This window comes from Chryseobacterium urinae, from assembly GCF_030518295.1.
Lineage (GTDB): Bacteria > Bacteroidota > Bacteroidia > Flavobacteriales > Weeksellaceae > Chryseobacterium > Chryseobacterium mucoviscidosis.
On sequence record NZ_JAULSJ010000005.1, the window covers coordinates 1 to 13,384 of the forward strand.

The 13,384-nt window shown below is 34.9% G+C and carries 12 protein-coding genes; 4 read left to right on the forward strand and 8 right to left on the reverse strand.

Annotated elements, in window-relative coordinates:
* Positions 1-430 precede the first annotated feature (430 nt).
* Together QWT87_RS04210 and QWT87_RS04215 are read left to right on the forward strand one after the other, a co-directional pair.
* Entirely contained in the window at positions 431-1,162 is a 732-nt protein-coding gene (locus QWT87_RS04210; protein ID WP_302713910.1) for an SDR family NAD(P)-dependent oxidoreductase, read from the forward strand.
* Between the two features lie 8 nt (positions 1,163-1,170).
* Positions 1,171-1,632 (forward strand): hypothetical protein, encoded by a 462-nt coding sequence (locus tag QWT87_RS04215; RefSeq protein WP_302713912.1) that lies wholly within the window; start codon positions 1,171-1,173, stop codon positions 1,630-1,632.
* Positions 1,633-1,634: 2 nt separating this feature from the next.
* On the opposite strand, the gene ligD is transcribed toward QWT87_RS04215, so the two are convergent.
* From ligD to ku, 3 genes are all read right to left on the reverse strand, one after another.
* Positions 1,635-3,515 (reverse strand): DNA ligase D, encoded by a 1,881-nt coding sequence (gene ligD / locus QWT87_RS04220; protein WP_302713914.1) that lies wholly within the window; start codon positions 3,513-3,515, stop codon positions 1,635-1,637.
* Between the two features lie 77 nt (positions 3,516-3,592).
* Entirely contained in the window at positions 3,593-4,195 is a 603-nt protein-coding gene (locus QWT87_RS04225) for a DNA polymerase ligase N-terminal domain-containing protein (protein ID WP_302713916.1), read from the reverse strand.
* Positions 4,195-4,980, reverse strand: coding sequence for a non-homologous end joining protein Ku (gene ku / locus QWT87_RS04230; RefSeq protein ID WP_185208849.1), 786 nt, complete (start codon positions 4,978-4,980; stop codon positions 4,195-4,197). Before ku ends, QWT87_RS04225 begins: the two co-directional genes overlap by 1 nt.
* A gap of 197 nt (positions 4,981-5,177) precedes the next feature.
* Here ku and QWT87_RS04235 point away from each other — a divergent pair, with 197 nt between their 5' ends.
* Positions 5,178-6,851, forward strand: coding sequence for a helix-turn-helix transcriptional regulator (locus QWT87_RS04235; protein ID WP_302713919.1), 1,674 nt, complete (start codon positions 5,178-5,180; stop codon positions 6,849-6,851).
* 169 nt (positions 6,852-7,020) lie between these two features.
* Positions 7,021-7,347 (forward strand): DUF4870 domain-containing protein, encoded by a 327-nt coding sequence (locus QWT87_RS04240; protein WP_302713921.1) that lies wholly within the window; start codon positions 7,021-7,023, stop codon positions 7,345-7,347.
* Positions 7,348-7,650: 303 nt separating this feature from the next.
* On the opposite strand, the gene QWT87_RS04245 is transcribed toward QWT87_RS04240, so the two are convergent.
* The 5 genes from QWT87_RS04245 to QWT87_RS04265 all read right to left on the reverse strand — a co-directional run bounded on the left by QWT87_RS04245 (position 7,651) and on the right by QWT87_RS04265 (position 13,372).
* Complete coding sequence (locus QWT87_RS04245; protein ID WP_302713923.1) at positions 7,651-8,196, reverse strand: hypothetical protein; 546 nt, start codon at positions 8,194-8,196, stop codon at positions 7,651-7,653.
* 49 nt (positions 8,197-8,245) lie between these two features.
* Positions 8,246-8,776, reverse strand: a complete 531-nt coding sequence (locus QWT87_RS04250) for a hypothetical protein (protein WP_302713925.1) — start codon at positions 8,774-8,776, stop codon at positions 8,246-8,248.
* A gap of 33 nt (positions 8,777-8,809) precedes the next feature.
* Positions 8,810-10,564 (reverse strand): aspartate--tRNA ligase, encoded by a 1,755-nt coding sequence (gene aspS / locus QWT87_RS04255; RefSeq protein WP_302713927.1) that lies wholly within the window; start codon positions 10,562-10,564, stop codon positions 8,810-8,812.
* Positions 10,565-10,701: 137 nt separating this feature from the next.
* A complete protein-coding gene (locus tag QWT87_RS04260; RefSeq protein ID WP_235131803.1) occupies positions 10,702-11,133 on the reverse strand; it encodes an ankyrin repeat domain-containing protein in 432 nt (143 codons plus the stop codon).
* A 58-nt stretch (positions 11,134-11,191) separates the two neighbouring features.
* On the reverse strand, positions 11,192-13,372 hold the full coding sequence (locus QWT87_RS04265) for a S41 family peptidase (protein WP_302713930.1): 2,181 nt from the start codon (positions 13,370-13,372) through the stop codon (positions 11,192-11,194).
* Positions 13,373-13,384: the final 12 nt, after the last annotated feature.

Sequence of the window (13,384 nt, forward strand, 5' to 3'; positions counted from 1 at the left end):
TTTATATGAATATTTTCAATTTTAATATCCGGAAAGGTTATCATTCGTAGGAATCTAAGCTGCAATTATTTTTAACGTAGGATTGTCATTCTGACCGCAGCGAAGCGGAGAGAAGAATCCACCTTAATAATCTTAACTTCTCAACTAAATCTTAACGGTTTAAAAATAGATTTCTCCTTCTTCGAAATGACAAGATACGTTAAACATATTTGTCGGTATTCGTGAAAAACCATTTGTGCAATTCGTGTTTAAAAAAACTCCGGGAAATCAAAAGCAAAGCTTCTACCTTAATAATCTTAACTCCTCAACTAAAATCTTAACGGTTAAAAAAATAGATTTCTCCTCCGTCAAAATGACAAAAATGGCGGTAAATCTTTGTGCTATTAGTGAAAATCTTTGTGTTATTTGTGGTTTAAGTTATCTTTGCCCCATGAATCAAAACACAAACAAAACCGTTCTCATTTTAGGCGCGAATTCCGATGTTGCGAAACAGGCTGCGAAACAATACGTCGAAAAAGGATTTTCCGTTATTGCCGCTTCCCGAAATACAAACTCTTTAGAACAATTTGTTTCAGAACATAATCTGAATTCCAAAGTGAAGGTTTTATCTTTTGATGCTGTTGATTTTGATTCTCATCAGAAATTTTATGATGAGCTTCCTGTAAAACCTCATATTGTGGTCTATGCAGCAGGTTTTTTAGTGGATAATGAAACCGCTTTAACCGATTTTAAAGAAGCTCAGCAAATGATGCTGGTCAATTATATGGGAGCCGTTTCTATTCTGAATATTATTGCGACGGATAAAAACAATAAAAATCTCGAAAGGATTATCGGATTGTCTTCGCTTTCGGGAGTTCGCGGGAGAAAAAGCAATTTTGTTTATGGCAGTACAAAAGCTGCTTTTACCACGTATTTGGCTGGTTTAAGGCAGGAATTGGCTTCAAGAAATATAAAAGTCAATGCTTTGGTGATTGGCTATATTCGCACAAAAATCAATGAAGGCTTACAGTTGAATGAATCTTTAATGATGGAACCTGATTATGTAGCAAAACATATCGTAAACGCAGGAAATTCTTTCACTATTGTTCCGAATTTTAAATGGAAAATTATTTATCTGATTTTGAAAATGCTGCCTGAAAGTCTTTTGGCAAAACTTCCTTAACTCATACTATGAATGATCAGTTTTTAGAAATTAAAACTTATATTGACAATATAAGCTCTTATGACAGTTCGGAAAATTTTGAATATGATCATTTTCCGTACCTTAAAAATATTTTAGATCATTTTACAGCAAAACAGCATGATGATTTTATAGAAGAAGTTTTTACATGGGAAGATCATCAATTATATTTTGTTGCAGATTTTTTAGATTTTACACAATTTATATTAAAAGGAAAATATGATTCATCCTACGTTTTCTGCGAGTGTTTTTCAAAAATTAATAATGTTGAATATCTGAGATATATTTATATTAATTTGGAAATGTACTTAATGCGGAGAAAATTTTTTAACGATGATTTAATTTTATCTGTTGATGATATTGTTAACAATTTATACTTACTCATTAATCATTTAAGAGATGAAAACAGCATCGATTTTTGCTTAAAAATGATTGAAAATTTAAAGCATTAATTTCATTCAGCATCTCCCAACAATTCCAACGCCTTCATCATATCAATTCCTTTTCCCAGAACAGGTTTAAACAAATCTCCTTTTTCTCTAATTCTGTCTAAAGCATTGTGAATGTTTAAATCTGTTGGTTGTAAACCTTTTTTCAGTTCTTCCCATTCCAGAGGCATCGAAACGGCAGCTCCTTCTTTTGGACGCAAACTGTAAGCACTTGCTAAAGTTTGTCCGGTTCTGTTTTGAAGATAATCGAGGTAGATTTTCTTGTTGTCACGCTTTTGTAAGCTTCTTTCCAGTGTCGTTAGTTTCGGCAATTTTTCATTGACTTGTTTCATTAAAAGGTGCGCAAAATCTTTCACCTGATCAAATTGGTATTTTCCGCCCATCGGAATATAAATGTGAATTCCCGTACTTCCGGAAGTTTTGCAGTATCCGTCGATTTTTACAGTTTCTAAAACGTCATTTACCTGCAAAGCGGTTTCAATAACCTCATCAAACGTATTCTTTTTCGAAGGATCGAGGTCTAAAACCAGAAAGTCAGGATGATCAAGATCGGGAAGTGAAGAATTCCACGGATTCATATCGATACAGCCTAAATTGTTTAAATAAGCCAAAGTAGCTTTGTCGTTGCAGTAAATATAATCAATGTCTTTATCATTCGATTCCGAATAAACCTGTGTTGTTTTTATCCAGTCCGGAATGTTGTCACCTGCATCTTTCTGATAAAAATTCTGCTCTTCTATCCCGTTCGGAAAGCGGTTTAGCGAAAGCGGACGGTTTTTAAGATGGGGTAAAATATAGTCTGCAACCGACTGGTAATATTCGATGACATCGCTTTTTGTAATTTCATCCTTCGGAAAATAAATTTTGTCCTGATTGGTTAGTTTTACTTTGTGTCGGTTCAGGGTAATTTCTTGTTCGTTTTCAGAAGATTTTATCTTTTTTAGAATTGTCATTTTAGTCATTTTGGGTTGGGAAATAGTTTCTGTTTCTTCGGAAGTATTTTTAACGTCTTCAGGTTCTTTATCTTCTCTCAATGTCACAAAAACAGGGTGACGAAAAATTCCGTCTTTCGTAATTTCGGAATATTTTATTTCGCACACCAGTTCAGGTTTTGTCCATGTTACCGGCATATTGGTTTTGGGTTTGATCTCGAAAGGTGATTTTGAGACCGTAATTTTTTCTAATTTCCGAAGAATTTCCTGAATCAGTTCACGGTTAAATCCTGTTCCTGTATGTCCGCTGTAGGTAAGTTTTCCATCAATATATTTTCCTAAAATCAATGCTCCGAAACCTTCTCTGGAACCACGAGGTTCTGTAAATCCACAAATAATGGCTTCTTCAGTATTGGTGAATTTTATTTTCAGCCAGTCGGAACTTCGGTGATTTTTTACATAAATGCTGTTGGCTTTTTTAGCAATCATCCCTTCAAGCTTCATTTTTTTCATCTGACTGAAAAATGCAGTCCCTTTTTCCGGAACGTGATCACAATATCTGATGACATCGGTTTCCACTAAAGCTTCTTTTAAAAGTTCTTTCCGCTGAATCAAAGGAAGTTCTTCCGTGGAATGACCATTCAGCCACAAAATATCAAAAACCTGATAGGTGAGAGCCAGATCCGGATTGTCTTCAATCTGCTGAAGCCATTGGAAATTAGGTTTTCCGTTTTCATCGTAGGCAACAATTTCACCGTCAAGAATCATATGATGAATCTGATTTTCAAAATCCCGCGATATTTTTTCAAATTTTGAAAGGAAAGAAATTCCGTTTCGGGAGTAGAAGAGAGGTTGATCGGTGCTTAAATCGGCAACGGCACGATAACCGTCCCATTTGATTTCAAATAGCCAATCTTCATCATCAAAAGCCTCTTCATGCGGTTTTGCCAACATGGGTTTGATGAAGTTTTCAAGCTTTTTTTCGTCAACTAAAGAATTGTACCGTTTGAATTTGGGCTTTATTTCTGAGGTTATGACTTTTTTTTGCTGCTTTTGAGGCTTTTTTTTTCCTCTAAAAATTTTGTGACCTGAGAATTTTTTGCGGTGTTTTCCTCTGCATCATAATCACTTTCCGCAAAATCGTCTTTATGTTTGATGAGAAGCCATGAATTTTCTTCCGTATTTTTCATTTTTACCAAAGCAAATTCGCCTTTCAGCTTTTTTCCGTGAAGGATAAATTTCAAAGATCCGGCGTGAAGCTCTTTTAGCAGCTCTTTTTCGTCAGAAAGTTTGGAATTGTTGTCAAGAGGTTCATAGGTTCCGCTGTCCCAGATTTCCACCTGTCCGGCTCCGTAATTTCCTTCCGGAATATTTCCTTCAAAGTCTTTGTAATCGTAGGGATGATCTTCCACCATCATGGCAAGACGTTTGTCTTTAGGATCTAATGACGGACCTTTCGGAACTGCCCAGCTTTTCAGAACGCCATCCATTTCCAGACGGAAATCATAATGCAGTCGTGATGCAGCGTGTCGCTGAATCACAAAAATAAGCTGATCTTTGCTCTTTTTTGTTTTTCCTTTCGGTTCGCTGGTTTCGTCGAATTTCCGCTTTTGGCTGTAATCTTTTAGAGCCATTATGATGCGTTTTTGGATTTGGTATTCTGTAAACTGGCTTTTAGCTGCGCCATCAGATCAATTACTTTTCCTTCTTTTGCAGGTTCCGCTTTTTTCGTTTTAATGTTTTTACCTTTCGCTTTCTGTTTAATGATCTTCATTAAAGCTTCAGAATACGTGTCTTTGTACATTTCAGGATCAAATTCCTGTGAAAGCTGTTCGATGAGGTTCACCGCCATTTTTAATTCAGCAGGTTTCGGAGCTTTCGCCGCCGGAATTTTAAGATCTCCGTAATCTCTGATTTCCTGTGCGAATCTCAATCGGTTTAAAACCAACACTTCATTGTTATAAGGGCGGATCATTCCGATGGCTTCACTTTCGCGCAGAACAAAAGTTCCTACTCCAACCATTTCTGTTTTTGCCAGAGCTTTCAGCAAAAGGCGATAAGCATTTTCACCATTTTTCTGAGGTTCGAGATAGTACGGATTTTCAAAATAAACAGAATCTACTTCACTTTCTTTTACAAACTGATCGATAGAAAGGATTTTGGATTTTTCAGGACTTGCGGCTTCATAATCTTCTTCATCCAGAATAATGTATTTGTCGTCCATGAGATATCCTTTTACAATATTTTCCCATTTCACTTCCTTACCTGTATTTTCGTTCACTCTTTTAAATCTGATATTCGAAAAATCAGACTTATCAAGCATATCCAAATCCAGTTTGGTGGTTTCGGTAGCAGAATATATTTTGACAGGAATATTGACTAGTCCAAAGCCAATGGCGCCGTTCCAGATTGCTTTCATTGTACTTTATTTTCAGTAAAACGTACAATGATTGTGCCGTGTAACTGTCGTTTGATATTTTAAATAATTACAATTGAGTTATTTATGTTTTTTTAGGAGCAGGTTATGTAAGAAATACTCCGTTAGAATCCGGAAGTATAATATTACCTTTACTGTAACATTTAGTTAATCACAGCAAGATATATCAGTAAAATTCCATGAAATTTAAACTAATCACAGTATTTTTTTTATTCTTATTTAAGACGTTGCTTTTAGCACAGAACGAAAAAGCTATTGATATTTTTAATAACAGAAACGAAGATTTAAACCAAGCAGTAAAAGATTTATCTGTATTAAATAAATCTGCGAAAGCTAATGAAAGCCAACTGCTTCTGAATTCTTTACTGGCATTAACCTACATTACCAAAAAAGATTACGAATCTGCGAAAAAGTATATTACCGAAGCTGAAAAATTTTCTAATACAAATGGGAGTTCTTCAGGAGAAGCCTATTACAATTTTGCGACTGGTAAGCTGTACATGATCCTTGAGATTAATGACAAGTCAATTAATTATTTTTTAAAGAGTTTCAGACTTTTTAAGCTGAATGAAAATTTTGCAATGGCAAGTGATGCAGGAGTCTCCGTTTTCTATATTTCCAGTTATAAGGATGTGAAAATTTTGAATGAATCTCTTGAACTGGCGGATCGAAGCAAAGATGTGGGAGCAATTATTAATGCCAGATGCGGATTTGCCAATTATATGAAGAATGATTTTAATACTAACCGGGCTTCAAAATACAATTCGGATCAGCTTTTAAAATATCTAAAGGAAACGGCCGATCTGATACAGAATGAAAATGAAACCACCCAGAAATTTGCTTTAGCATCATTATATTTTAATTACGGATATAATTTGCTTTTTTATAATAAAAATCCGGAAGGCGAAGTTTATCTCAATAAAGCATTAAAGCTTGCTAAAAAGTATAACTATCTGTCCATATACAGGAATTATTATGGTGCAAAAGGAGATATTCTTCTGGAAGAGAATAGAATAGATGAGGCTAAAGCTTTTTTTTATAGAGGATTGAAGGAAGCACAGGAAATGCCTTATCCGGATGCTGTTACTGAGCTTTTATTTTATGATGATCTGAAGAAAATCGCAGCGACGCAAAAAGATTGGGAAGAATTCTACAGGATCGACCAGCTTTTTCAGGCTGCAAGTAAGAAAGCAAACGATGAAAATATAAACAAAGCGATACAAAACAGCATTATAAAATATGAAATGAAAGAGAAGGAAGAAAAAATAGAAACTCTGACTTCTAAAAATTTCAACCAGAGAATCTACATCCTGATCATGATTGTTGTGATTATATTAATGCTGATCATCTGGTTTCAGTATCAGAAGAATAATAAGCTGAAAATGCATCTTATTTCGGAGAAAAATAAGCAATTAGAGATTGAGAGAAATCAGGTTCGTAAAGAATTGATCGGCAGTGTGCTTCATCTTGAAAAGAAAAATGAAATTTTGAATAATCTTAAAGAAAAACTGATGGAAAAAAAATCTGCCGCGCCTTCTGTCATAGATCATCAGATTTTTAAAGCGATAGAGGAGGGGATTCTGGTAGATGATGATTTTGAAAAGTTCAGATCTAATTTCAATACCATTTATCCTGAATTTTTCAATAAATTATTGGATAAAGCCAACCAGAATCTTACTCAACTGGATTTAAAATATTGTGGTTTTATTTTGATGAAGCTTTCGACCAAAGAAATTGCATCCCAGATGAATGTTGAGCCCAAAAGTATAAGAATGGCGCGTTACAGAATAAAGCAAAAGCTTAATCTGGGGAAAGACGAAGATCTGGATCAGTTTATACAGCATCTTTCTTAGTTGTAATTGGTTTAAAATAAGCGTGTTAAATTTATTGTAGACGCTTTGTAGACGTTTTTAATTTCCTCATAGACACTTTATAGACACTCAAAATTGCTGTTGCTGATTTGCCGATAATATCTTTGCCGGGTTGAAAATAATTTTATTCAGAAATTTAAAAACTCAAAACATGAACAACAAAGTTTTAGCAATTATTTCGTATATCACCCTTGTCGGATGGCTTATCGCATTTTTTTTAAGAGACAAATCGCAAAAAGACAGGTTGGTTAATTTTCATCTCGGCCAGAGTTTGGGATTGGCAATTGTTTCCACGTTATTTAATATTGCGCTGACGATCGTTGCTGCTATTGTTCCGTCATTGCACTTTTTAGGTTACATTGGCTATTTATTCTTTATTTTAATGATTTTGGGAATAATAAATGCCGCAAATGAAAAAGAAACGCCATTACCGCTTATCGGTAATATGTTTGTAAATAAATTTTCTTTTATCAATTAAAAATTCATTTCTTCACAAAGACTGAAAAATCTTTTTATTCTCTATAAAAAGATTTTCAGTTTTTGCAAAAGCTTTCTTATCGCTGATAAAATTACACCTATTACATCAACATAATAATCATCCTCATAAATGAACTGAGGAAAAACAAATAGAGGTCAGAAGAAATTCAGACCTTTTTATTTTTTACAGATCAGCAATAATGTTGAAGGATCTACAGTTATTCCGTTTTATATTGCTTTTTTGTAGGTAAATTGTATAAGGGTTGTGTTGTATGATGAATTTACGGGAGGTTTGGTATTTGATTTAAATTTTTTTAAACTTTGCTTTCATCTCGAGATATAATAGTGTTTTATCAAGATTTTCTTTATCAACATTGGCTTTATCCAAAATAAAATTCATAAACGAGTTAGCTGTAATGTAAAGATATCGATCGTCTAAAATACAATAGGTAATCTCACTCCAGATAAATTTATATTCAGATTTATAATTTTTAAAACTAAAGTGATATGGGCTAAATTCCAAGAAGATATCTTTGGAGTTTCCTTCAAGATTTGAGATTTCACGATCTAATTTTTGATAAAAAGCCTTTTTATACTTTTTATATTGGGTCATATAATTGAAATATGTTGAAATTACAGCGACTGAAAAGCCTAAAAAGAATCCTGCAAAAGTGTAGTTTTCGAAAATTATGGTAATAACTCCGAGTATGGTAAATAATATTCCCCAAAAAAGATTTTTATTATTTTTTTTAAGATTATTTTTCCATTGTCTATTAAATTCATATTCATTAATCTGTCTTAAAATTTTTTCGGAGGAAGGTGTGTTGTAAGTGAAAATTTCTTCGTTCATGTTTCTGATAATGGTTTTTATTTTTTCTGTGAATATAGATTTTTATGAATTATTCAGTATTTATGCTGTCGCTTTTTAGATAATCAAACTTGTCTGTGTTGATGTCTCCAATGGTAGATTCTACGCTGTATTGTTTAGAAACAATAATATATCTGTTCTTTTCATAGCAATGCTTTATAATTTCAACAGAAATCGATTCGTTGTTATCCAGATTAATAATTCCGCTAAAGCTTTCGCACCTGTAACGTCCTTCATCATTTTCGAAATGATCAAAAATACCTCTCATATCCTCCTGACTGAAAAATATGTTTTCAATTTCTGCTGAAACAATAGTGTGTTTTCTCAACGTACTTTTAAAATCATATTCTACAATTTCTTTAGCTACATAGAAGCAGGTTGAGCTAAATACAAGCAATAATCCTGAAATGTAAGAGAGCTTCATTATTTCTTCATAAACTTTTTCTTTTACGTTCGGAGGGTAATAAAGTATTTTCTTTATAAATATGATTATGAAATAAACTGCACAGGCTATTGCAGAAATATATCCTAAAGTGGCTATGAGAGAAATTAGTGTTTTCATAAAAAAAGCGGAGAAAAATTCCCCGCTTCTAATTTATGATTTTAAATTCAATTTAAGTTCCAGTTCGTCTAGCTGTTCATCAGCAATCGAAGAAGGCGCATCGATCATCACATCACGACCTGAGTTATTTTTAGGGAAAGCGATATAATCTCTGATTACTTCATTTCCGTCCAGAATTGCTACCAAACGGTCAAACCCGAAAGCTAATCCACCGTGAGGCGGCGCTCCGTATTTGAAGGCATTCATTAAGAAACCAAACTGTGCTTCTGCTTCTTCTTTGGAGAATCCTAAAAGATCAAACATTTTAGACTGAAGATCTTTATCGAAAATTCTGATGGAACCTCCGCCGATTTCGTTTCCGTTCAACACCATATCATAAGCGTTTGCTCTGGCTTTTCCCGGATCTGTTTCCAGCAAATAAATATCTTCCGGTTTTGGAGACGTGAAAGGGTGGTGCATCGCGTGATAACGTCCGCTTTCTTCATCAAATTCCAATAATGGGAAATCAACTACCCAAAGTGGCGCGAATTCGTTTCCTTTTCTTAATCCTAAACGGTTTCCAAGCTCCATTCTTAAAGCTGAAAGCTGCGTTCTTACCTTATTTTCGTTTCCGGAAAGAATCAACATCAAGTCTCCTTCTTTAGCTCCGAATTTTTCAATGATTTTTGTCAAATCTTCCTCGCTGTAGAATTTATTTACCGAAGACGTTTTTACGCCGTCATTCTGGAATTTAATCCAAACCATTCCCGAAGCTCCGATCTGTGGTCTCTTTACCCAATCCACAAGTTCGTCGATCTGTTTTCTTGTATAGTCTGCACATCCTTCAACATTGATTCCTACGACCAATTCTGCTTCATCAAATATTTTGAAATCTTTTCCTTTTACTAAATCATTCAGTTCCACGAATTCCATTCCGAAACGGATGTCCGGTTTGTCGTTTCCGTATTTCTGCATCGCATCAGCAAAAGTCATTCTTGGGAAATCTCCGAATTCCTGACCAGTGATATCTTTCAATAAAGTTTTCGTCATTCCTTCAAAAACATTCATCACATCTTCCTGCTCTACAAAAGCCATTTCGCAGTCGATTTGTGTAAATTCCGGCTGTCTGTCGGCTCTTAAATCCTCGTCACGGAAACATTTTACGATCTGGAAATATTTATCCATTCCACCAACCATCAATAACTGTTTGAAAGTCTGCGGAGACTGTGGCAAAGCATAAAACTGTCCCGGATTCATTCTGCTCGGAACCACGAAATCTCTTGCTCCTTCCGGAGTGGATTTAATTAAAACCGGAGTTTCAACTTCGATAAATCCGTTTTCTGAAAGATAGTTTCTTACTTTCTGCGCCATTTTATGACGGAAAATCAATTTATCTTTTACAGGATTTCTTCTGATATCCAGATAACGGTATTTCATTCTCAATTCTTCACCACCGTCCGTTTCGTCCTCAATGGTGAAAGGCGGAAGCTGAGATTCATTAAGAACTGTTAAATTCTCCACTAAAATCTCAATTTCTCCTGTCGGAATATTGGGGTTTTTGCTTACTCTTTCGATAACTTTTCCGGTAACCTGAATCACAAATTCACGTCCCAGTTTTTTTGCATTTTCCATCAGTTCTGCCGTAGAACGATCCTGATCGAAAACAAGCTGCGTAATTCCGTAACGATCCCGAAGATCTATCCAAATCATAAATCCTTTATCACGGATAGTCTGTACCCATCCTGAAAGTGTAACTTCTTCATTAAGATTTTTAAGAGATAATTCTCCGTTTGTGTGCGATCGAAACATAATTATTTGTTTAAAGTTCAATGTTTAAGGCTCAGATCCGAACCTTGAATTTTCCGTTGGCAAAGATAAGATTTTTGCAGGTTTTAAAAACAAAAAAACTTCCCGAAGGAAGTATTAAATTATTTATCTGTAAAAAATTAAAGAACCATTGCCATTGCAGACTGTTTATTTTTAACAGCGTAGTCTTTTGCCGTTTTGCCTTTGCTGTCTTTTGCCTCTTTTTTAGCCCCGAATTTCATCAGCATTTTTGCGGCATCCATATTTCCGGAAGCTGCTGCGTTCATCAAAGGAGTAACATCGCTGCAAGACTTATTAACATCAGTTTTACTCACCAGATAATTGAAGACATTTTTTTTGTTTTCTTTTACGCTCAGAGAAAGCAGATCGGTCTTTGTCCCATTTACGGTATAGCATTTTGAAAAATCTTCCTGACTGAAAGCTTTCTGGAAACTTTCCAGATTATCGGTGCGGAAGGTTTTCAACTGGTCTGCTGATAATTCCTGTGCAAATAATCCGTTGGCAAAAACAGAAAGTCCGAATAGTAAAGTTGCTGTAATTATTTTTTTCATAAAACTTGATTTATCTAAAGAATATACAAAGCTAAATAAAATTTTTCGATCAATGTTGCTAATTATTAATCCATTTCGTTGCTTTTTCCAAAACTTCGTCCTTATTGTTTTTTATTCCGTCTATTGTAGGTTTTACTTCAACATCGGGAACAATTCCTATTCTCTGGGTTTCTTTTCCGTCGGGATAATAGATGCCGATTCCGCTGATCATGGTCGAAATATTTCCCGGGAGTTTTATATCAGAAACATTTCCATCGGCTCCTGCCGTTGTAGAACCGAAAACTTTTGCATTCGGTGCGGTTCTGAAAGCCATGGTGTGATATTCCGCACTGCTTTGCGTGGTTTCATTAATTAATATGGCAATTTTACCCTGATAATATTTTTTTCCGGTTCCCTGTGTTTTTAAACTTGGTGTAAAAGTGAAAAGTCCCGGCTGACTGTTGCTTGTATTCGTGAATTTTACGAAATCCGAGGATTCCGGTTTTAACAGTTTTCCCATTTTAAAAACTACAAAATCTGAAGGATAGCTTCTGAAATCGATAACCAAACCTTTCGTGTTTTTAATTTTTTCAAAAACTTCAGGAAGAAGATCGGCATTTACACTTCCCATGTAAACATAAGCAATGTTGCCATCGAGCATTTTAAAAAACTCTTTTGGCTCTTTTTTTATTTTAATATCTGAATAGGCATAGGTTTTTATAGTTTTTTCTTCCGTTTTTCCGTCTCTTAAAATGGTAAGATTGATGGTTTCTGCATTGCTTCGCAACAATTTTCTCGAAATGTCCCGAAGTTGAGTAGGATAATTGGAAGCAGGAAGATATTTCAGCATATTTTTAATGATGTTGTCCATATTTTCACCATTAATTTCCGTGATGACATCTCCTATTTTCAATCCGGTCTGTGTTCCTAAATTTTCGTCATAAAAGCCTTCAACCACAGGTTTATTTTCTGCAAAAGTTAATTTTACCGGAGAATACCTTTCGCCAAAATATTTTTCAAGCGATTTACTGTTTCCCCAAATGTTGGCATGAGTGTCGTGAATTCTTCCGATCAGTTCCAGAGAAGCGAGATTGTATTCCGTTTCGTCTTTTGCGTTGATGAATTTTGGGATAAATTCTTTGAGCACGCCTTTCCAGTCTTCTTCGATGAGGTTTTTGTAAGGAAAATAATACTGAATCATGTTCCAGTATCTGTAAAGAGAAAGCAGCCTGAAACCTTCATCGGGATACTTCATCTCTCTGTAAGGATTTTCATGCCTGAAATCAGGATTGTCTACATTCGGAAAGAAATCGACGTAATAATTGACTTTTGGTCTTTTAGCATCTTTCAGTTGTAAAAGCAGCTCTGTAAGTTCTTTCGAGAAGCCGGAATTGGTGATCCAGTCGAGATCCGGCTTGATCTTCACATTTTTAGGCTCAGAATTTTTTGCTGTCTGAAATTTCCCTAAACCTTTGATCCAGTCTGTTAAAATCTGATCTCTCTGTTCAGCAGAAGCATTTTCAGTTTTTTTATAAATTCTGAAAAGTTCGTAATCCCAGTTGTAGTTTCCTTCGGCAACATTTGGATGATAATATTTCAGATACCCCCAGATTAATCCCAGTTTTTTAAGGTTTTCAATATTATTCTGACCGAGGTTGATATTGGAAATTGTAGAACCTTTATCAAATTCTTTATCAAGCTCAACCTTAGTTAATTTTTTCTCGAAAATTTTAGCATTTTCAATGTCCTTTCCGTCAATGGAAACTTTTAAGTCGTCTACCCAGATTTTTCCTTTTCCTGAAAGCAATGCTCCGATAACGATCTGTTGTGTGTTTTCCGGAGACATATTGAGGGTAACCTCATATTTTTTCCAGTCGTTTGTGCCTTTCAGACCAACGTTTTGCATATTGTTAAAAGCAACTTCAGGATCAATTCTCATCCATAATCCTGCAAATCCATCCGTTACATTTTCTGTTTTGAGATATCCGGAAAGCGTAATTTTTCTTCCTGCATAATTGTTGGGAAGTGCGTACATGATTGCTCTGAAGCCTTCTGTACCTTCAGATTCTATCACGGCAGATGCCTTTCCCTGCTGTTTTTCATTAAAATCGGAAAATACTTTTGCAGAATTGTTTCCCATTAATTTCCATAAGGCAGGAGAATTGTTTTCTGTGGTTTCAAAATCGAGATTTTCAATTTTTTGCTGGGCAAAAGAAGTCATTCCCCATAGAAGAAATGGGACGATGAAATATTTTTTCATAGTGATTAAATT